At 40.8% G+C, this 20,912-nt stretch carries 21 protein-coding genes and 6 tRNA genes; 15 read left to right on the top strand and 12 right to left on the bottom strand.

All coding sequences use genetic code 11. The features are described 5' to 3' along the window. Nucleotides 1-162: 162 nt before the first annotated feature. The 11 genes from rlmM to hemA all read right to left on the bottom strand — a co-directional run bounded on the left by rlmM (nucleotide 163) and on the right by hemA (nucleotide 10,046). A complete protein-coding gene (gene rlmM, locus J5X91_RS12475) occupies nucleotides 163-1,248 on the bottom strand; it encodes a 23S rRNA (cytidine(2498)-2'-O)-methyltransferase RlmM (protein WP_011327753.1) in 1,086 nt (361 codons plus the stop codon). 9 nt (nucleotides 1,249-1,257) lie between these two features. Next, nucleotides 1,258-1,626, bottom strand: coding sequence for a DUF423 domain-containing protein (locus J5X91_RS12480; protein ID WP_041454382.1), 369 nt, complete (start codon nucleotides 1,624-1,626; stop codon nucleotides 1,258-1,260). 19 nt (nucleotides 1,627-1,645) lie between these two features. Beyond that, nucleotides 1,646-2,275: an alpha/beta family hydrolase gene (locus tag J5X91_RS12485; protein WP_208834946.1), complete on the bottom strand. Its 630-nt coding sequence runs from the start codon at nucleotides 2,273-2,275 to the stop codon at nucleotides 1,646-1,648. Between the two features lies 1 nt (nucleotide 2,276). After that, nucleotides 2,277-3,173, bottom strand: coding sequence for a transcriptional regulator GcvA (locus J5X91_RS12490; protein ID WP_011327750.1), 897 nt, complete (start codon nucleotides 3,171-3,173; stop codon nucleotides 2,277-2,279). Nucleotides 3,174-3,283: 110 nt separating this feature from the next. Next, nucleotides 3,284-4,138, bottom strand: a complete 855-nt coding sequence (gene kdsA / locus J5X91_RS12495) for a 3-deoxy-8-phosphooctulonate synthase (protein ID WP_011327749.1) — start codon at nucleotides 4,136-4,138, stop codon at nucleotides 3,284-3,286. Between the two features lie 9 nt (nucleotides 4,139-4,147). Continuing rightward, nucleotides 4,148-5,401 (bottom strand): DUF819 family protein, encoded by a 1,254-nt coding sequence (locus J5X91_RS12500; RefSeq protein WP_011327748.1) that lies wholly within the window; start codon nucleotides 5,399-5,401, stop codon nucleotides 4,148-4,150. A 14-nt stretch (nucleotides 5,402-5,415) separates the two neighbouring features. After that, nucleotides 5,416-6,246 carry a tetratricopeptide repeat protein gene (locus J5X91_RS12505; protein WP_011327747.1) on the bottom strand — a complete coding sequence of 277 codons (831 nt, stop codon included), beginning with the start codon at nucleotides 6,244-6,246 and terminating at the stop codon, nucleotides 5,416-5,418. Nucleotides 6,247-6,394: 148 nt separating this feature from the next. Next, on the bottom strand, nucleotides 6,395-6,769 hold the full coding sequence (locus tag J5X91_RS12510) for a SirB2 family protein (RefSeq protein ID WP_179808147.1): 375 nt from the start codon (nucleotides 6,767-6,769) through the stop codon (nucleotides 6,395-6,397). A gap of 83 nt (nucleotides 6,770-6,852) precedes the next feature. After that, nucleotides 6,853-7,692: a peptide chain release factor N(5)-glutamine methyltransferase gene (gene prmC, locus J5X91_RS12515; RefSeq protein WP_086997954.1), complete on the bottom strand. Its 840-nt coding sequence runs from the start codon at nucleotides 7,690-7,692 to the stop codon at nucleotides 6,853-6,855. A gap of 5 nt (nucleotides 7,693-7,697) precedes the next feature. Further along, the gene (gene prfA, locus J5X91_RS12520) at nucleotides 7,698-8,783 is read right to left on the bottom strand and encodes a peptide chain release factor 1 (protein ID WP_011327744.1); all 1,086 of its coding nucleotides are present in this window, start codon (nucleotides 8,781-8,783) and stop codon (nucleotides 7,698-7,700) included. 6 nt (nucleotides 8,784-8,789) lie between these two features. Further along, complete coding sequence (hemA, locus tag J5X91_RS12525) at nucleotides 8,790-10,046, bottom strand: glutamyl-tRNA reductase (protein ID WP_208834947.1); 1,257 nt, start codon at nucleotides 10,044-10,046, stop codon at nucleotides 8,790-8,792. 83 nt (nucleotides 10,047-10,129) lie between these two features. Between hemA and lolB the strand changes: the two genes are divergently transcribed. From lolB to J5X91_RS12585, 12 genes are all read left to right on the top strand, one after another. After that, complete coding sequence (gene lolB, locus J5X91_RS12530; RefSeq protein WP_208834948.1) at nucleotides 10,130-10,717, top strand: lipoprotein insertase outer membrane protein LolB; 588 nt, start codon at nucleotides 10,130-10,132, stop codon at nucleotides 10,715-10,717. Nucleotides 10,718-10,719: 2 nt separating this feature from the next. After that, the gene (ispE, locus tag J5X91_RS12535; RefSeq protein WP_011327741.1) at nucleotides 10,720-11,574 is read left to right on the top strand and encodes a 4-(cytidine 5'-diphospho)-2-C-methyl-D-erythritol kinase; all 855 of its coding nucleotides are present in this window, start codon (nucleotides 10,720-10,722) and stop codon (nucleotides 11,572-11,574) included. Nucleotides 11,575-11,661: 87 nt separating this feature from the next. Next, a complete protein-coding gene (locus J5X91_RS12540) occupies nucleotides 11,662-12,609 on the top strand; it encodes a ribose-phosphate pyrophosphokinase (RefSeq protein ID WP_011327740.1) in 948 nt (315 codons plus the stop codon). Between the two features lie 170 nt (nucleotides 12,610-12,779). Next, nucleotides 12,780-13,394 (top strand): 50S ribosomal protein L25/general stress protein Ctc, encoded by a 615-nt coding sequence (locus J5X91_RS12545; RefSeq protein ID WP_011327739.1) that lies wholly within the window; start codon nucleotides 12,780-12,782, stop codon nucleotides 13,392-13,394. An 18-nt stretch (nucleotides 13,395-13,412) separates the two neighbouring features. Continuing rightward, complete coding sequence (gene pth, locus J5X91_RS12550) at nucleotides 13,413-13,997, top strand: aminoacyl-tRNA hydrolase (protein WP_011327738.1); 585 nt, start codon at nucleotides 13,413-13,415, stop codon at nucleotides 13,995-13,997. A 52-nt stretch (nucleotides 13,998-14,049) separates the two neighbouring features. Further along, the gene (gene ychF / locus J5X91_RS12555; protein ID WP_011327737.1) at nucleotides 14,050-15,141 is read left to right on the top strand and encodes a redox-regulated ATPase YchF; all 1,092 of its coding nucleotides are present in this window, start codon (nucleotides 14,050-14,052) and stop codon (nucleotides 15,139-15,141) included. Nucleotides 15,142-15,460: 319 nt separating this feature from the next. After that, nucleotides 15,461-15,537 (top strand) — tRNA-Met (locus J5X91_RS12560). 65 nt (nucleotides 15,538-15,602) lie between these two features. Beyond that, a tRNA-Leu gene (locus J5X91_RS12565) sits at nucleotides 15,603-15,687 on the top strand. A 36-nt stretch (nucleotides 15,688-15,723) separates the two neighbouring features. Then, nucleotides 15,724-15,798 (top strand) — tRNA-Gln (locus J5X91_RS12570). 5 nt (nucleotides 15,799-15,803) lie between these two features. Next, a tRNA-Met gene (locus J5X91_RS12575) sits at nucleotides 15,804-15,880 on the top strand. Nucleotides 15,881-15,972: 92 nt separating this feature from the next. Then, a tRNA-Leu gene (locus tag J5X91_RS12580) sits at nucleotides 15,973-16,057 on the top strand. A gap of 38 nt (nucleotides 16,058-16,095) precedes the next feature. Further along, nucleotides 16,096-16,170 (top strand) — tRNA-Gln (locus J5X91_RS12585). Between the two features lie 276 nt (nucleotides 16,171-16,446). Here J5X91_RS12585 and J5X91_RS12590 read toward each other — a convergent pair. After that, the gene (locus J5X91_RS12590) at nucleotides 16,447-17,616 is read right to left on the bottom strand and encodes an FAD-dependent monooxygenase (RefSeq protein ID WP_208834949.1); all 1,170 of its coding nucleotides are present in this window, start codon (nucleotides 17,614-17,616) and stop codon (nucleotides 16,447-16,449) included. Between the two features lie 264 nt (nucleotides 17,617-17,880). Here J5X91_RS12590 and miaB point away from each other — a divergent pair, with 264 nt between their 5' ends. Genes miaB through ybeY form a run of 3 tightly spaced genes read left to right on the top strand, consistent with a single transcriptional unit; the run spans nucleotide 17,881 to nucleotide 20,901 of the window. Next, a complete protein-coding gene (miaB, locus tag J5X91_RS12595) occupies nucleotides 17,881-19,329 on the top strand; it encodes a tRNA (N6-isopentenyl adenosine(37)-C2)-methylthiotransferase MiaB (RefSeq protein WP_086994706.1) in 1,449 nt (482 codons plus the stop codon). A gap of 50 nt (nucleotides 19,330-19,379) precedes the next feature. Next, nucleotides 19,380-20,438: a PhoH family protein gene (locus J5X91_RS12600; RefSeq protein WP_011327734.1), complete on the top strand. Its 1,059-nt coding sequence runs from the start codon at nucleotides 19,380-19,382 to the stop codon at nucleotides 20,436-20,438. A gap of 4 nt (nucleotides 20,439-20,442) precedes the next feature. Then, complete coding sequence (gene ybeY, locus J5X91_RS12605) at nucleotides 20,443-20,901, top strand: rRNA maturation RNase YbeY (protein WP_011327733.1); 459 nt, start codon at nucleotides 20,443-20,445, stop codon at nucleotides 20,899-20,901. Nucleotides 20,902-20,912 lie beyond the last annotated feature (11 nt).

Consider the following 20,912-nt stretch of genomic DNA (forward strand, 5'->3'; position numbering starts at 1 on the left):
GTTACCAACAAGGCGTCATGAGCGCAGCTTTCCACGATGTGTGAAAAAGAAACCATCTAAATATCCCTATAAAAAAAAGCCAGTCAGTGTTAACTGACTGGCATTAGGTCACTTGACCCATTTTTTATTTAACCTTAACTCTGGTTATTTACTAATTCATCATTAGCTATACAAGCTTTGTGGCACTTTGGTCACATTTAAATGCACGGTCACTTCCTCGCGATCATGATATAAATGCTTAGCTTGTAACTCATAGCTTATACCGTATTTTTCTAGTTCAGCTCTGATCATGCTTAAGCACTCGTAAACACTATCAAAGCGTTTTTTCATTGGCAGCTTTAAGTTAAAAATAAGCTCTTTAGCATATGCATTTACTGCCCAGTCAATCATTAGGCTGGTTACTTTAGTTGGCTTTTCTACCATGTCACATACTAACCAAGTAATGTTGCGTTTTTCTGGGCGATATTTAAAGCCATCGGCCCTAAAATGTTTTACCTGCCCTGTTTGCATTAAATCGTCGTTCATTGGGCCATTATCTATCGCGCTTACAAACATACCACGGCGCACTAACTGATAAGTCCAGCCACCTGGACACGCCCCTAAGTCAACACTGCGCATTCCGGCTGCAACGCGTGACTCGCGTTGTTGTTCTGGAATAAACACATTAAATGCTTCATCTAATTTTAAAGTAGAGCGGCTTGGCGCATCACTTGGCATACGTAAACGTAAAATACCCATAAAAAATGGCGAGTTATTAAAGCTATACGAGTAACCCACATAAGCGGTGTTGTTAGTTAAAAACAGTACATGCATTACTGGGCGGTTTGCTTTTGGCTCGCGCAGTACAATATTACGTTTTTCGAGGGCTTTTTTAAGGGGCGTTGATATTTTTTTACAAAAGGTTAAAAGCTCTTTGCCTTCGTTGGTATCGGGGGTTTCTACACGTAGCTCAGAGCACAAGGTAAAATCTTTAGCAGCCTCTACAACCGCCCCTACACGATCTTCTACTGGCATGTTTTCGATCAGCGTACCAGCAAACCATTGACGAGCAAACACCATGTTTTTAAAATCAACTTTTTTAATTATTTCGTCGCCATGCTGCGCGTCAAAACACTCATAAATAACATAACCGGTATTTGGCTTTGCTTTAACATAACCGGCAAAACCTTGCTCGGCAGCGTGGAACGTTATTTCAGCAGCGGCATCGTTTTCAAACCCACTACGACAGTAAATCACAACACTAGACATATTAACCCTTTAAAACTTAAATCGTGCAACTTGCACTAAAATAACAATCCAACCAATAATAAAGCATAAACCACCCAATGGGGTTATTGGGCCTAGCCACTTCATACCTGTTATGGCAAGTAAGTATAAACTGCCACTAAAAAGCAGTGTGCCCGCAATAAAAAAACCGCCAGCCCAATTGAGGTTAATACCCCACTTAATTAACACCGCCACAGCTATAAGCGCTAATCCATGCACCATTTGGTACTCAGCTGCGGTTTTAAACACACCTAATGAGTACTCCGACAGTCGGCTTTTTAAACCGTGGGCGGCAAACGCCCCTAGCATTACCGACAGCATACAAAAAAAGCTCCCGGTCATTAAAAATAATTTAATCATTTATTACTCTCTCGAATACTTATTTAACAATGCATTTTATAAAGCGCACAGCACTTTGTACTGCAGTTGCTCGATTTTGCGCTTCACTAACGCCACTTTTTTTACGCGGTTTTAGTGAGTGGTCGCCATCGGGTAGCCAGCAATATTCTGGTTGCTTGGGCATTAACATAGTAGCTAGCTCCTCACGAGTACCAAACGTATCGCGCTCACCTTGTAATACCAAAAATGGGCAGCCTATATCAGCAAAGTGATCGGTGCGTAGCTTTTCAGGCTTGCCTGGCGGATGAAACGGATAGCCAAACGCTAATACACCTAAAATAGCATGCTCGCTAGTACAGGCAAGCATTGACGCCATTCGTCCCCCCATAGATTTGCCACCAATAAATAACGGCAACCCTGGCTGTGCATGGCTAAGTATTTGCTCATAGTAGCTAAGCAATTTAGGCGCACGTTCGGGTGGGCGGCGTTTATTGGTTTGTTTCGCTATTTGCATATATTCAAAATCAAATAAACCAACATCAATCCCTTGCTCACTAATGAGTTGTGCCATATTTTGCATAAACTCATGGTCGCTACCTGCTCCTGCACCATGGGCAAAAATAAACTGTGCTATAGCTGGCTGCTGTGTACTTTTAAACCATTCAATCATATTAATACTCTTGTTCTTGCTCTACTAAGCTCAGCATCCATTCTTTAAATGACACTATTTTACCCATTTCAGTTTGCGACTCGCGCAGCACTAAATAATAAGCGTTTTTACTCTCTAAACTATGATTAAACGGGATCACTAATCGTCCGGCGTCAATATCGGGCTTAGCGAGTACACTATTGCCTATAGCCACACCTTGGCCATGTACTGCGGCTTGTAACACCATAGATGAGTGACTAAAAATGGGCCCTTGGTTAACTTGCACATTACGTACACCGGCGGTTTTCATCCATGTTTTCCAATTTTTACGTGTGGTGTCGTGCAATAAGGTATGGTGCGCTAAATCACTGGGTTGATTAAGTGGCTTAATGCCATTTAATAATAGCGGGCTACATAGCGGCACTAAATACTCGGTATGTAACTTAAAAGTTTGCACCCCACTCCAATGCCCACGGCCATAATAAATAGCAACGTCGACATCGTCGGTTAAAGAGTTTTCGTCTAGATCTTGCGCTTTTATTCGCACGTCTATTTCTGGGTGTAACTCATTAAATAAACTTAATCTGGGCACTAGCCACTGAATCGCAAAGCTTGGCGTTAAGCTTACCGTTAAAGAGCCTTTTGCACCTCGTGCTAGTAATTTTTCGGTGGCGTCTATTAGTTGGGTAAATATTTCTTTTATATCGAGAAAGTAACCCTGCCCTTCTTCGGTTAATAATAGCGAGCGGTTTCTGCGTATAAATAGCTTTAAGCCCAAATGTTCTTCTAATGTTTTTATTTGATGACTTACAGCGGCTTGCGTTACATATAGCTCTTCTGCAGCTTTGGTAAAACTTAAATGACGTGCTGCTGCTTCAAAGGCTTTAAGCGCGTTTAATGGAGGGACCCGTCTTGACATGATAACCACGCTTTGAATTAGTTTTTCTTATGCATGGAATTATATATTTAAGGTGTAAAAAAAGCGACCTTAGTCGCTTTTTAAATATTACCTAATATATAGGTTATAAATTATAAATCGCTGGCACTGGTATCAAGCGGTGCGAAGCTTTTAATTAAATCATCTACGGCTTTCATTTGTGTTAAGTAGCCTTCTAATTTACTCAATGCTAGTGCACATGGGCCATCGCATTTTGCTTCATTTGGATTTGGGTGTGCTTCTATAAATAAGCCCGCAATACCAAGTGCCATACCACTGCGAGCAAGCTCTGCTGCTTGGGCGCGACGACCATCAGCCGAATCTGCACGGCCACCTGGGCGTTGTAGTGCATGGGTAGCATCAAAAATAACAGGTGCCATTACTTTCATGTCATCCATGCCTAGCATATCAACCACTAAGTTATTATATCCAAAGCTTGAACCACGCTCACACAGTGCCACGTTGTTATTACCTGCTTCGTTAAATTTAGTAATAATATGGCGCATTTCGTGTGGGGCTAAAAACTGTGGTTTTTTTACATTTATAATTGCGCCGGTTTTTGCCATAGCAACAACCAAATCTGTTTGGCGTGCTAAAAATGCCGGTAACTGAATAACGTCAACTACTTCAGCAACAGGTGCTGCTTGATGTGGTTCGTGTACGTCGGTAATTAACGGAATATTAAATGTTTTTTTAATTTCTTCAAATATTTTTAAACCCTCGTCTAAACCCGGGCCGCGGTAAGAGTTGATTGATGAGCGATTAGCTTTATCAAACGACGCTTTAAATACATAAGGGATATTTAATTTAGTGGTTACTTCTACGTAATGCTCTGCAACACGCATGGCTAAATCACGAGACTCTAATACATTAATACCGCCAAACAATACAAACGGTTTGTTGTTTGCAAGTTCTATATCATTAATTTTAATAATTTGGTTGTTCATTTTTATTCCTTATGGTGCAACTGCTTGCATCATTAATCCACAAATATAAGCCATATAAGTACCTACGCCATAGCCAAGTACCGCTAATAATACACCTACAGGAGCAAGCGATGGGTGAAATGCAGCGGCAACAACGGGTGCAGATGCCGCGCCGCCTACGTTGGCTTGTGAGCCTACCGCCATATAAAATAACGGTGCTTTAATTAGTTTAGCTACTATTAACATTAAGCTCGCATGGGTAAGCATCCATATAATGCCAATTACAAAATACATTGGTGTTTCAAAAATCGCCGTTATATTCATGTGTAAGCCGATTGATGCAACCAAAATATACAAAAATGTAGAAGCAACTTTCGACGCGCCAAACGATTCTATATGGCGTACTTTAGTAAACGATAAACTAATACCAATAGTGGTTGAGATCACGATTAACCAAAAAAACTTACTGTTTAAGCTGTACTCTTGTGCCCATGGGAAATTAGCACCAAAGTAAGGGCCTAAAAAGTCAGCACAAAAATGTGCCAAGCCGGTAATACCAAAGGCAATGGCAATAATCATCATATAATCGTTAAGCGTTGGCATGCGCGCATGCTCAGCATGATACTTTTCAACCCGGTTTTTAAGATCTTCAATGGCGCTGGTATCGGCACCTGTTCTTGCATCAATGGCTTTATGATTAGCTGCCATTAATAATAAAACGGCCATCCATAAGTTAGCAACAATGACATCTACCGTCACCATGGCCGAAAATATATCACCGCCAACTTCAAACATTTCTTTCATTGATGCTTGATTAGCACCGCCACCAATCCAGCTACCTGCTACTGTGGTCATACCGCGCCATACGGCATCAGGGCCATGTCCGCCAATTGCTTCTGGGTACACTGCGCTCATAATTAAAATAGCTAAAGGGCCACCAATAACAATACCAGTAGTACCGGTTAAAAACATAATGAGTGCTTTGGGGCCTAAGTTTATAATGGCTTTTAAATCAATACTTATAGTCAGCAGTATTAAACACGCTGGCAATAAGTAGCGTGACGCTACGTAATATACGTTTGATTTATTACCATCAACAATACCAAAGGTATTAAGTAATGAGGGCAAAAAGTAACATAACAGTAAAGCGGGTACATATTTATAAAATGCTTTAAAACCTGGGTGCTGGCTGTTAGAGGTTTTAAACACAAACCCTAAAATAATAGCCAGTAAACCAAGTACCACAGCATCGTTAGTAATTAATGCAGTTTGGGCTTCAACCATAGTTATTCCTATTTTTAATGGTGAGTTTTATTATTATTGTCTTCTAGTTCTTCTATTTGGTGTTGAATAATCTCTATTGCAGGATCGTCTGGGCATTCATCTACAAAAAACTGTAAATCGTCACGTGCCATTTTAGGGCAACCTAATTGATTGAGTAAATACCCTCTGTCGCGTCGCTCATAAGGGTCGTCACCAATTATATCCATCAGCATTTCGACGCAGTTTAACGCATGACCAAATTTATTTTCGCTAATAAACGACCACTTTTGCTGGGCTAAAAATAATTTATATACTTCGTCGTCAAAAATGAGCTCAAGTGGCTCTTGCTCTTGGGCATTATCTTCATCAACGTTTTCAGGAATGATATACCAGCTTTGTTGGCCGCTGCTTGGCTCAATGGTATAGCCTTCTTCATCACTCATAGCTACATGTATACCAATATCACCTTGGGTAATACTTACACAAGCGTCTAGTTTGGCATGTTGTAAAAAATGGCTGAGTAAAATAGCAAGTGTTGTTGGTGAACCACTGCGCATAGTTAATGTATAGCTTATGCAATTTAATTTGTACTCTGGCACTTTTAAGCTAGAAGCACTAAACAGCCATTCACTATAAAAGCGATCTAATAGCTTATCTAAACGCACATGCTCGTCAGATGTTTGCAGACACAAAGCATCTATTTCCTGTTCAAAGGAAGTTAAAATTTCATAGCTAGGCGTTAAGTCAATCTGAGGGTCCCATTTAGATTCGGCTTGAATACAACGATAAATCGCCGGTGGCAAAAAATCATCATAAGCTTCATCAAAATAAGAATCATCGTGTTCATCAAACCCGAGGGTGGTCATTCATACTACAACATTTTAGAAAACGAAGGCGTAGTTTACTACTTTTTAAGCTAGATACCAATGTAGAGGGGCTTGAATGTGAACTTATGTTTAGAAATAGTTGAGCTTTGTACACAATTATACAAAGCTCAATTGGGCTAATTATTACTTATAAAAGCAGTGCCGACTTAGCGGTTGCTAAATAACCGATAGCTAAAATAACCAAAGTGTTAAAAATGGTATATGCTACTTTTGGTGCTGTTTTTGTTTGTTTTGAGCTAACAATACCAACGGCAATATAAATAATCACTAGCACTATCTTTTCTAATAACCAATATTGCTCAAACGGATTAATTTTAGCGATCCCCATTAGCATTAATGCTGAAACAAGTAACAAAGTGTCTATGCCGTGGCTGCCAATAAACACCAGTTTATTTTTTGCCAACTTACCACTACCCATGCGTGAAAATGAGCGTACATAAAATAAAATTACACTCAACATCGCAATAGCCATGTGTGAATGTTTAACTGCTAAATAATCCATAGTTTTAATACTTCTGTTTAGTTAAATGTTTTTATTTTTAAAAACGAATAAGCTGTGCAAATATTACACTGCTGTAATTTAGTTTAAGAGCACTGTGCAAGTGTAACGCGATCGTTATTGCCTAAGTCTTTCACTGTTTTAATATTTATAAACCCCATTTGTGCAAAAAATTGGCTAACCGCACCACTTTGCTCAAAACCATGTTCGATCAAAAGATAACCTTTAGCGTGAAGATAGTCACGTGATTGGGTAATTATTTGTTTTATATCAGCCAGTCCATCATCATCTGCAACAAGTGCTGAGAGCGGTTCAAAGCGCACATCACCTTGCTTGAGGTGTATATCGGTTGTTTCTATATACGGCGGATTAGATACAATTAAATGAAACTTTTCGCCATTAAGCGCGCTAAACCAATTACTTTGCTTTACTTGCACATTATTAATGGCTAATCGCTGTTGGTTACGTGTAGCAAGTGCAACAGCATCAGCTACTCTATCTACTGCGGTAATTTGCCAAGTGGGCATTTCGCTCCCCAGTGCTAACGCGATTGCGCCAGTCCCTGTGCCTAAATCGAGCACCTTTGCATTACTTGGCACCGCCATTTCAAGCGCTTGCTCTACTAAGGTTTCGGTATCTGGACGCGGTATTAAAGTGGTGGCATTAACCTCTAGCGATAAACTCCAAAATTCACGTTGCCCTGTAATATGTGCAACTGGCTCGCCATTTAAACGCCTTTGGCAAAATGTATCAAATTGCTGCTGTTGCTCTGTACTAAGCGTGCTTTCTGGCCAAGTAAAAAGATAACTGTGAGGTTTTTGCAATATATGCAGTAGTAAAACTTGCGCGTCTAATTTAGCGCTTTCGCTGCTAGGTGCTAATAAATTAGCGCCTGCAGCAATTGCTTGTTCTAGGGTTTGGGTCACTATTATTACTCGTCGCCCATGGCCGCTAGTAAGTCGGCCTGATGCTCTTGCATTAATGGCTCTACAATACAGCTTAAATCACCGGCTACCACTTCGTTTAAGCGATATAGGGTTAAGTTAATACGGTGATCGGTAATACGACCTTGTGGATAGTTATAAGTACGAATACGCTCAGAGCGATCGCCACTGCCTACTAAGTTACGACGCTCAGAGGCTTCTGCTGCATCGCGCTTTTCGTCTTCAGCTTGTTGCAAACGCGCTGCAAGTACCGACATAGCTTTAGCACGGTTTTTATGTTGCGAGCGCTGATCCTGACACTCTACAACCACACCGGTAGGTATATGGGTAATACGAATAGCAGAATCGGTTTTATTTACGTGCTGACCACCCGCGCCTGATGCACGAAACGTATCAACTTTAAGATCGGCCGAATTAATTTCAATTGCCTCAGCTTCTGGTACTTCAGCCATTACCGCAACCGTACACGCAGAGGTATGAACTCGACCTTGCGATTCGGTTTCTGGTACACGTTGTACACGATGCACGCCAGATTCAAATTTCAGCTGACCAAAAACGCCTTCACCACTAATATTAGCAATTATTTCTTTATAGCCGCCGTGCTCACCTTCGTTGGTGGTCACCACATCTACTTTCCATTTTTTAGTTTCGGCATAACGGCTGTACATTCTAAATAAGTCGCCGGCAAATATAGCCGCTTCGTCGCCACCAGTGCCCGCTCGCACTTCTAAATACACGTTATTATTGTCTTTAGGATCTTTTGGCAGCATTAATACTTGAATTTCATCTTCTATGGTCAGTATTTGTGCTTTAGCTTCTTTGTATTCTTCTTGCGCCATTTCACGTATATCTGGGTCTGAATCTTTCAGCATTTCTTCTGCGCTTATTACATCTTGTTGCGCTTGTTGGTAGCTTAAAAACGTTTTTACTACCTCTTCTAAATCTGAGTATTCTTTAGAAAGTGCACGAAAGCGGTTTTGATCACGAATGACCGATGGGTCGCTTAGTAGCGCTTGTACTTCTTCATAACGCTCAACTAAGATTTCTAACTTATGATAAACGGATTCTTTCATTAACTGCTATTCCTGATCAATACCTAACATTTTTTTCAATTGGTTTAACTGAGCCACTTCACCTTTTTTCGCTGCATCTTGAATAGCACGGGTAGGCGCGTGCATTAAGCGATTGGTTAACTTATTGGCCAGCTCTAAAATAACTTTTTCGGCATCTTTACCTGTATTGAGCTGACTCACTGCTCGCTCTACAAGTTCGGACTTTATTGTTTGTACATCGTTTCGATAGTGGCGAATTAAATCCACCGAATCGAGTGAGCGTATCCACATTAAAAACTCTTTAGTGCGCTCGGTAATAATAACTTCAGCCTGCTCAGCGGCTTCTTCTCGGGCACTCATATTCTCGCTAACAATGGTTTGTAAGTCATCAACAGAATATAAATAAGCATCGTCAAGTTCACCCACTTGGCTTTCAATATCGCGAGGAACCGCAATATCAATAAACAACATAGGCTTATAACGACGCTGTTTAAGTGCTTGCTCCACCACACCCTTACCAATAATAGGCAGTGTGCTGGCGGTAGAACTAATAACAATATCGGCTTTATGTAAACGCTCTGGTAGCTGAGCAAGTGCAATTACATCACCCGATACTTGATCCGCTAAACTACGTGCACGCTCAAGGGTTCTGTTCGCAACCGTAATGTTTTGCGGCTCATTTTGGTACAAATGTTTGGCTACTAGCTCAATTGTTTCACCGGCACCAATGAGAAGTACATTGGTTTTATCGAGCTTGCCATAAATATGTTTAGCTAAATTAACCGCCGCATAAGCAACCGACACTGCACTGGCACCAATGTTGGTTTCAGTACGTACTTGCTTAGCAACTGAAAACGTTTTTTGAAATAATCTATCAAACGTCACGCCCACAGCATTATGAGTTTTAGCACTGTTATACGCTTGCTTTATTTGCCCCAAAATTTGCGGCTCGCCCAGTACGAGTGAATCTAGGCCACAGGCTACGCGCATTAAGTGATTTATAGCTTCACTACCTTCATGGCAGTAAATGTTTTTACTCAGTTCATGTTCATCCAAACCATGGAAACTAGATAACCACTGCAACAGTGTTTGGGAATTTTGCTGTGCAAGGCTACAATACACTTCAGTTCGATTACAGGTGGAAACAATCACTGCCTCATTAAAATGGGCGTGGCCACTTAATTGCTGTAGCGCCTCTGAAATTTGCTCAGGGGAAAAAGCCACTTTTTCACGTAATTCTACGGGAGCGGTTTTGTGATTAATACCAAGTGCGATTATGGTCATATTTGCCAAATATTGATGAGCCCTACTTTAAAGGCCGCAATTTTATCAAAAATCTCAGGAATATGGAAAGTAAGGAGCAACATTTGATTCGACAATATTTTATTTTAGCGATGTTTTTCTTGTTTTTAGCCGGCTGCGCTCAAAAAAGAAACTTAGAAACAAACACTTACGAAAACTGGAAAACACATCTTGCCGAGCAAAGTATTTGGCAAGTAGAAGGTAAACTTGCTTTTATTAGCCCCGATGAGCGCCAATCTGCAAACTTAAACTGGCAACAGAGCCAAAATAACAATAATTTAGTGCTCACCACTTTTATTGGTACACGTATATTGTCACTCAAACAAACTGCAAATACGGCAGAACTAAACTATGATGGCGAGCAGTATTTTGACACCAATGCAACGGCATTACTAAAACGTTTAACTGGCTTTGCTTTACCGGTAAATAACGCCGACAGTTGGTTAAAAGGCACCATTGATGACCAAACTTTAAAGGTTGATCAATTAGGCCGCGCTAAAAGCGTATTATGGTTTGATAGTACAGGTAAAAAATGGCAAATTGAGTACGCTAGCTTTGTGCAAAAAAGCGGCTACTGGCTTCCCAGCAGACTGACCTTAACCCATCAAAAAATTAAAATTAAAATTCAACTCTACGATTGGCAGTTTAATTAACCATGAATAATATCACTTCATTTTCACTTATTGCGCCGGCAAAGCTCAATCTTTTTTTACATATTAATGGCCGCCGAGATGACGGTTACCATGAACTAGAAACCCTGTTTACGTTTTTAAATTATGGCGACGAACTTAGTTTTGAGTTAAGCGATTTACCTGCAATTATTGTTACCGGCGACACAAATGGCATAGCCACAACCGACAACCTTATCTATAAAGCGGCTTTATTATTGCAAACACAGTGCAAAATAAAGCAAGGCGTGAAAATAAATTTAATTAAACGTTTGCCAATGGGCGGCGGTGTTGGCGGTGGATCATCAGACGCTGCCAGCACATTATTAGCCTTAAATAAGTTGTGGAAAACAGCCCTCAGTTTAGATGAATTAGCTCATTTAGGCTTACAACTAGGTGCCGATGTACCCGTATTCATACATGGTAAAAGCGCCATAGCGCATGGGATTGGTGAGCAATTAGAACAAGTAATGCTTGAGCAAAAGTGGTATTGTGTGGTCTTCCCTAATCAACATGTAAGTACTGCTAAAATATTTACTCATCCTGAACTAAAACGCGACACGCCAAAAATTTCAGGAGACTGGCAACAGCATATTTTAACTAACGATTGCGAATCTTTAGTGAAAAAGCTGTGTCCCGAGGTTGAAAAAACCCTGCAGTGGTTGCTAAAATACGCTCCATCAAAGATGACCGGAACAGGTTCATGTTGTTTTGTAGAATTTGCTACGCAAGTTCAAGCACAAGATGTACTTGCTAATCTCCCCCATACTTGGCAGGGGTTTATCGCATCAAGCGTTAATACTTCTCCCGCTCATACGGAGTTAGCCGCCATATTTGATTGAAGTAACGTACAAGTAGTCATAAGTTAACACGCAGTGGTTTAATTATTGCCTGTTAGTCCAAAAATTCAGTGCCTGAGGAACCCTACCGTGCCTGACATGAAGCTCTTCGCTGGTAACGCAACACCTGAGTTAGCTCAAAAAGTTGCAAAACGTTTATATATTGAATTAGGCGATGCTGTTGTTGGCCGTTTTAGCGACGGTGAGATCAGTGTTCAAATTAATGAGAATGTTCGTGGATCGGATGTTTTCATCTTACAATCAACCTGTGCCCCTACAAACGATAACCTTATGGAACTTATCGTTATGGTTGATGCTCTACGTCGTGCATCTGCCGGTCGTATTACTGCCGTTATTCCTTATTTTGGTTATGCTCGTCAAGATCGTCGTGTACGTTCTGCCCGTGTACCCATTACCGCTAAAGTCGTTGCCGATTTCTTATCTAGTGTAGGTGTTGACCGCGTTCTTACGGTTGATTTACACGCTGAGCAAATCCAAGGCTTCTTTGATGTACCTGTAGATAACGTATTTGGTAGCCCTGTTTTACTTGAAGATATGAAAGCACGTCATTTTGACGACGTTGTTGTTGTATCTCCAGATATTGGTGGCGTTGTACGTGCGCGTGCTATTGCAAAACTACTAAACGATACCGATTTAGCTATTATTGATAAACGTCGCCCACAGGCAAACGTTTCTCAAGTGATGCATATTATTGGTGATGTTGAAGGTCGTGATTGTATTATCGTTGATGATATGATTGATACCGGCGGTACATTATGTAAAGCAGCTGAAGCACTTAAAGAACACGGTGCTAAGCGCGTATTTGCATATGCTACTCACCCTATTCTTTCGGGAAAAGCGGCTGAAAACTTGCGCAATTCAGTGATTGACGAAGTTATTGTAACTGACTCTATTCCACTGTCTGCAGAGCTTAAAGCACTTAATATTGTTAAAGTACTTACACTTGCCGACATGCTTGCAGAAACTATTCGTCGTATTAGTAACGAAGAGTCTATCTCAGCAATGTTTGAGCATTAATTAAAGATCTACTTTAGCGAAGCTAAGTAACTTTAATTTTAAAAAGCGCCTTTTGGCGCTTTTTTCGTAACTGTTATATATTTTGCTGGGGGGCGATGTTATGATAGCGCGCCTTTTGGCTAGGGACCTTGGTCGCAAAGGCCCTATACTTTTAATTATTGGAAACTATTATGTCAAACAAAACTTATGTATATAACGCAGAACTTCGCGAGCAAACTGGTACTGGTGCGAGCCGCCGCCTACGTCGCGAAGACAAAGTGCCTGCTATCGTTTACGGCGCAAACAAAGAAGCTACTTCAATCACTTTAGATCATAAAGATGTGATTAAAGCTCAAGAAAGCGAAGGTTTTTACACGCAAATTCTTACACTTAACATTGGCGGCGAGTCTGTTGAAACTATCCTAAAAGATATTCAACGTCACCCTTTCAAGCCTAAAGTTACACACCTTGATTTCCAACGTATCGATGCAAACCAAAAGCTACATACTATTGTTCCAATCCACTTTGTTGGTGAAGACGTTGTAGAAAAACTTGGTACAACTGTTGTTCGTCAGTTAACTGAAATCGAAATTTCTTGTTTCCCTAAAGCAATCCCTGATTTCGTAACAGTAGATGTTTCAAAATTAGTTGCAGGCGATTCTCTACATATTTCTGATGTTGCATTACCAGCTGGCGTTTCATCAATAGATTTAGCAAAAGGTCCTGGTCACGATCAGTCTATCCTAATTGTTAAAGCTAACAAATCAGCTCCAACTGAAGATGAAGCTGAAGACGCTGCAGAATAATATTTAAGGCTTAACACCTTGAATTCTATTCAAATGCTTGTGGGCCTGGCTAATCCAGGCCCCGAATACGCAAACACACGCCACAATGCAGGTGCTTGGTTCATTGAGCAACTCGCTGCACGCTATAACTGCACTCTAAAACACGATCCTAAATATCACGGCCTTACAGGTAAAGTGATTATTCAAGATCAAGAATTCAAATTATTGATCCCCACTACTTATATGAACTTAAGTGGTAAAGCGGTCGGTAGTTTAGCTAATTTTTTCAAAATTCCTGTGGAAAGCATTTTAGTTGCCCACGATGAATTAGACTTAGAACCTGGCGTTGCCAAATTAAAGAAAGGCGGCGGACACGGCGGTCATAATGGCTTAAAAGACATTATTGCAAAAATGGCAAATCAAAAAGACTTTATGCGCTTGCGCATTGGTGTAGGTCATCCGGGGCATCGTGAAATGGTAACTGGTTGGGTGCTAGGAAAAGCGGCCAAAGCAGACCAAGAAAAAATGGATGCTGCCATTGATGAAGCGGTACGCTGCATGGAAATACTTGCAAAAGATGGTGTGTTAAAAGCACAAAACAGACTACATTCGTTTAAACCCTAGTAACTTGGGTACAAGTTCGCCGTTTAAACGAATCTAAACAAGGTATCTTACTATGGGTTTTAAATGTGGCATTGTTGGCTTGCCTAATGTGGGTAAATCGACACTTTTTAATGCATTAACAAAAGCGGGTATTGAAGCCGCTAACTTTCCTTTTTGTACCATTGAGCCTAATACAGGTGTGGTACCAGTGCCTGATCCTCGCCTAGACGCACTTGCTAAAATTGTAAACCCACAGCGCATTCTTACAACAAGTATGGAGTTTGTAGATATTGCCGGTTTAGTAAAAGGCGCATCTAAAGGTGAAGGTCTTGGTAACCAGTTTTTAGCTAATATTCGTGAAACTGACGCCATTGGCCACGTAGTTCGCTGTTTTAATGATGATAATATTATTCACGTAGCTGGCACTATTGACCCTGCTGATGATATTGACGTTATAAACACTGAATTAGTGCTTGCCGATATGGACAGCGCTGAAAAAGCATCGTTCCGTAATGCTAAAAAAGCTAAAGGTGGCGATAAAGACGCAAAAGAGCAAAATGCAGTACTTGAAAAAGTAAAAGTACACCTTGATGAAGGCTTAACATTACGTTCTTTAGAGTTAACTAAAGAAGAAAAAGCAGCTATCAGCTCTATTAACTTTTTAACTATCAAACCAACAATGTATATTGCTAACGTTGCTGAAGATGGTTTTGAAAACAACCCATACCTTGATGTTGTACGCGCTATTGCCGCAGCAGAAGATGCGATTGTTGTTCCTGTATGTGCTGCTATTGAATCTGAGCTTTCTGAGCTAGATGAAGAAGACAAGCTTGAGTTTATGGCTGATCTTGGTTTAGAAGAGCCAGGCCTTAACCTTGTTATTCGTGGTGGCTATGAATTACTGCAATTACAAACCTACTTTACAGCAGGCGTAAAAGAAGTACGCGCATGGACTATTCCTGTAGGTGCAACTGCGCCACAAGCAGCAGGTAAAATTCATACCGACTTTGAGCGTGGCTTTATTCGCGCACAAACGATTGCTTTTGACGACTTTATTGCCTTTAAGGGTGAGAGCGGCGCAAAAGAAGCAGGTAAAATGCGCCAAGAAGGTAAAGAGTACATTGTAAAAGACGGCGATGTAATGAACTTCTTGTTCAACGTATAAATATACATTACCCAAATTTAGTGTGGTGATGATTTTAAAGGCTCGTTTTTACGAGCCTTTTTTATTTCTTTAATACCTGCTGTGGTTTTTTAACCTCTGTATTTGTTTAGCAAAATTGAAGAACTGCGAATAAGTTTAAGTTTAGTGTTTTTAATGCAGCTAAAAAAACAGCATTTATGCTAAATTTTAGCCGCTTAGCTTACTTTTCCTGCAAACAAACCAAGTTAAGTGTTTTTTTGCAAAAAAGGTGTTGACGAATTTGGGCCATATCAGCATAATACGCCCCGCACTCAGCGATGAAGTGCTAACGAAAAAATATGGCTAAGTAGCTCAGCTGGTTAGAGCACATCACTCATAATGATGGGGTCACAGGTTCAAATCCCGTCTTAGCCACCATTATTTTTTTGTTACTCAATGAAGAGTTTAAAATAACTACCTAGTGTTTAATTACACAAAGTAATGCGGGAGTGGCGGAATTGGTAGACGCGCTGGATTTAGGTTCCAGTATCTTAGGATGTGAGAGTTCAAGTCTCTCCTTCCGCACCATTCTTGATAAGAATTAAAACTATCAATTGTTTTTGTTGGGATATCGCCAAGCGGTAAGGCACCAGGTTTTGATCCTGGCATTCCCAGGTTCAAATCCTGGTATCCCAGCCAACAATGGCTAAGTAGCTCAGCTGGTTAGAGCACATCACTCATAATGATGGGGTCACAGGTTCAAATCCCGTCTTAGCCACCATTTCTTCTTTTAGAAATGGCTCTGCAAGAGTTAAATTGCAGCTCAATGAAGAGTTTAAAATAACTACCTAGTGTTTTATTACACAAAGTAATGCGGGAGTGGCGGAATTGGTAGACGCGCTGGATTTAGGTTCCAGTAACTTCGGTTGTGAGAGTTCAAGTCTCTCTTTCCGCACCATTTCTTGATAAGAAATAAAACTATCAATTATTCTTTGTTGGGATATCGCCAAGCGGTAAGGCACCAGGTTTTGATCCTGGCATTCCCAGGTTCAAATCCTGGTATCCCAGCCAATTTGTTTATACTTCCTACTTAAATTACTCTTCCTTTTTTGTATTACTCATAAGTACTCATAACTACTCATTTTAAATCTATTTATTTTAAACTTCTGTATTTTTAATCTATCTATAAAATCTTATTTTAATAACTGTATTTAAACAGCCGTATTTTAGTGGCTATATTTTATTAGCAGCCCCTCTGCTACCGCACTTTTAATCAATAAATAAGCATAAAAAAAAGACCCATAAATGAGCCTTTTCAATAGTTCGCAAATGTTATAGCAATTAGTCTTAATTTAACTCGCCGCTAATAGCGTATTTTAAAACCCAGTTTTTTACCGGTCCGGTATTGTTAGCTATTTTTAAAAATTGGCTACGCGCCCATTTTAATGGCGCAATTTGATTAGAAAAGCCAAAGTAGCAGGCATCCATCATACTCATCATTAATAAGTTTGCTTTGCGGCGCGATTTTTCATACTCATTTAATTTTAATGGGCAACCTATGTCATCAGCACTTAATAGCACCTGTGCAAGCGCTACAACGTCTTGAAAGCCTAAATTTACGCCCTGCCCGGCTAATGGGTTAATAGTATGTGCAGCGTCACCTACAAGCACTAGTCGCCCTTGCGAATATTTGTTTGCGTGCTGGCGAGCCAGTGGAAACACCGCGTGCTTTAACACGGTAAAATCACCGACAAGCTCAGGAAATTTTTTAACAATATGTGTTTTAAGTTGCAGCGGGTTTAAACCTTTAAAGCTTTGCAGTGTATTGGCATCGTCATACCAAATTAAATTAGCGTAAGGAGCCTGCATAGGTAAAAAGGCCAAAGGGCCGGTGGGAGTAAATTGCTGCCACGTTTTTACTTGTTGCGGCGCATCAAGTTTTATAAGTACGCCCATGCAGTGCTGCTGATACTGCCAACCGGTTATACCTATGTTGGCTTTAGCGCGTAATTGCGATTGCCCGCCGTCGGCTGCAATAACTAAATCAGCGGTATACGTTTGCTCACCATACACTAGCGTAATTGCATCTGAGGTTTGCTCAATACTCGTAATAGGCGCTGCTTGCTCAATAACTTCAATGTTGTATTGCTCAAATTGCTGCCATAAACTGGCTTGAATTAGGTTATTTTCAATTAAGTGGCCTAAATGCGTGGTGTTTATATCGGCGCAATCAAATAATAAATTATCGCCACCGCGCTCAAATGCTTCTAATTGTTGATACGGTGCTAACCTGCTTTGTTTTAAAAGTGGCATTGCGCCCAATTCGTCTAGCAGCTTTTCTGAAAAACGATTTATTGCCGATACGCGAATATCAACCTGATCACTGCTTAAAACTTGCTGTGGATTTATTAGTTTTTTTTCTATTATGCGCACTGCTTTACCTTGCTGAGCAAGTTTAATTGCCATAGCAGCACCCACCATGCCAGCACCCACAACAATTACTTTATTTTTTGTCATGTTCTCATCTTTTTAATTTCTTAAAACTATTTTAATTGTATCGTAATTAGCTTGTTATGTGCCAAAGGATACGCTCAACTGTGGATAAAACTAAAGCTGCATTGATTTGAAATCACAAACATGAAAACTATACTTGGATTTACGTGTGTATCCAGCTAAAATACGCGTCCTTTAAGTGGGTATAGCGCAGTAATGCATTTCACTTAATCCTGTTTCTAGCACATTTTTGTGCCACTATCGAATTGAACACGAGGCAATATTTCAATGAGCAAAAAGCTGCATATTAAAACCTGGGGTTGTCAGATGAACGAATACGACTCTCAGAAAATGGCTGAACTTTTAGATGCCACCAATGGCTACCAGCTAACTGATGATGCAACAGATGCCGACGTAATTTTACTTAACACCTGTTCAATTCGTGAAAAAGCACAAGAAAAAGTGTTCCACCAGTTAGGTCGTTGGAAGTTGTTAAAAGACGACAAGCCAGACTTAATTATTGGCGTAGGTGGTTGTGTTGCCTCACAAGAAGGTGACTCTATTCGCCAGCGTGCGCCATTTGTAGACGTTATTTTTGGCCCACAAACGCTGCACCGTTTACCAGAAATGATTAAACAAGTGCAAGGCGATAAAGGCTCATCGGTTGTTGATATTTCATTCCCAGAGATTGAAAAATTTGACCGTTTACCAGAGCCAAAAGCCGATGGCCCATCTGCGTTTGTATCTATTATGGAAGGCTGCTCTAAGTACTGTACTTTTTGTGTTGTACCATACACTCGCGGCGAAGAAGTTAGCCGCCCAGTAGATGACGTACTATTAGAAATTGCCCAGCTTGCTGAGCAAAACGTACGTGAAGTAAACCTACTTGGCCAAAACGTAAACGCGTACCGCGGCGACACACACGATGGCGAAATTTGTTATTTTTCGGATTTAATTCGTCTTATTGCTGCCATTGATGGTATTGACCGTATTCGTTACACCACATCGCATCCAGTAGAGTTTACCCAAGATATAGTTGACGTATACGCCGATGTACCAGAGCTTGTAGATCATTTACATCTACCAGTACAAAGTGGTTCAGACCGTATTTTAAACCTAATGAAACGCGGCCATACGGCAATTGAATATAAGTCGACAATTCGTAAGTTACGCAAAATTCGTCCTAACTTAAGCATGTCGTCAGATTTTATTATTGGTTTTCCGGGTGAAACCCAAGATGACTTTGAAGCAACCATGAAGCTAATTAGCGACGTTGGTTTTGATATGAGCTTTAGCTTTATTTACAGTGCACGCCCAGGTACACCAGCGGCCGACTTGCCAGATGACGTAACCGAGCAAGAGAAAAAAGAGCGTTTATACTTACTGCAAAATCGTATTACACAAATGGCGCAACAAATTAGCCGTCAAATGTTCGATACAGAGCAGCGTATACTCGTTGAAGGTCCTTCTAAAAAGAACCCAATGGAATTACGTGGCCGTACCGAAAACAACCGTGTAGTTAACTTTGTTGGCCCACATACAGTGATCGGTCAGTTTGTTGACGTACGTATTACCGAGGCACTACCAAATTCTTTACGTGGTGACTTAATTCGTACAGAATCAGAAATGAACTTACGTCGTGAAATCGCTCCTTCAGCTATTTTAACCAAAGCTGCAAGCCTTGAGCCTAAACCTGACACTATAAACGAAATTGGCGTTGCTACTTTCGTCCCTTAGTGGAAATTTTAGCGCCAGTTAACACTGGCGCCATGCTATAGGAAGTAATTTTGAGTAATCAGTTAAAAACATTAGAGATTTATTTAGAACCTGCCGATAACAAACGCCTTTCTTCTTTATGTGGCCCGTTTGACGAAAACATCAAACAAATTGAACGCCGACTCGGTGTTGAAATTATCCACCGCGATAACTTTTTTAAAGTCACAGGCAAAACTTACAGTAGCGCCAGCGCTGTAGAAATTTTAAAAAACCTTTATATTGATACTCAACCTGTGCGCGGCGAAATTGGCGAAATAGAACCCGACAACGTGCACTTAGCCATTACCGAATCAAACGCCCTTGAACAAGACGCCACAACCAGCACTTACACCAAAGAAATGGTGATTAAAACGCGCCGTGGTGTTATAAAGCCGCGTAACGAAAACCAAGGTATATACGTTTCTAATATTTTGCATCACGATATTACCTTTGGCATTGGCCCTGCTGGTACAGGCAAAACATACTTAGCTGTGGCAACTGCAGTTGATGCCCTAGAGCGCCAAGAAATTCGCCGTATATTGCTTACCCGCCCAGCGGTAGAAGCAGGTGAAAAGCTCGGTTTTTTACCGGGCGATTTAAGCCAAAAGGTCGACCCATACTTGCGCCCGCTTTACGATGCGCTATTTGAAATGCTTGGCTTTGAAAAAGTAGAAAAACTAATCGAAAAAAACGTTATTGAAATTGCCCCACTTGCTTATATGCGTGGGCGTACGCTTAATGATGCCTTTATTATTTTAGATGAAAGCCAAAATACCACCGCAGAGCAAATGAAAATGTTTTTAACCCGTATTGGGTTTAACTCAAAAGCGGTTATTACTGGCGACATAACGCAAGTAGATTTACCACGTGGTGTGCGCTCAGGCTTACGCCATGCAATGGAAGTACTCGATGGCGTAGACGAAATAAGCTTTAACCACTTTAAAGCCCAAGACATAGTTCGCCACCCTGTGGTTGCGCGTATTGTTGAAGCCTACGAGCGCAACGATGAAAGCGAGCGACTTATGCGCCTAGAAAAGCAAAAAGCCCGAGAGCAACTTGCCGCTCAACAACCGCCTGCTACTAAAGAGTAATACCGTGAACACTGAACTTGATTTACAAATAGCCTGTGAGTTTGACAACTTACCAAGCGAGGCACAATTTGCGCTTTGGGCCGACAAAGCCCTTAGCCAATACCGCGACGAATCTGAACTCACTATTGTAATTAGTGACGAAGCGCAGTCGCAACAACTCAACAACGACTACCGTGGTAAAAACAAGCCTACCAATGTACTGTCGTTTGAGTTTGAAGCACCACCGGGAATAGATATTCCTTTAGTAGGTGATTTAGTTATTTGCCCAGCTATTGTATTGGCTGAAGCAATTGAGCAAGAAAAGTCATTTCATGACCACTTTGCTCATATGGTTATTCATGGATGCTTGCATTTGCTTGGATTTGACCATATAAAGAGTGAAGATGCTTTTGAGATGGAAAGTATAGAAAAGCAATTACTTGCTGAGCTAAACATAGCAGACCCATATCGGGACGAAATTTAAATAAACGGAGT

Origin of the sequence: Pseudoalteromonas sp. K222D, assembly GCF_017653575.1 — a bacterium.
Lineage (GTDB): Bacteria > Pseudomonadota > Gammaproteobacteria > Enterobacterales > Alteromonadaceae > Pseudoalteromonas > Pseudoalteromonas nigrifaciens.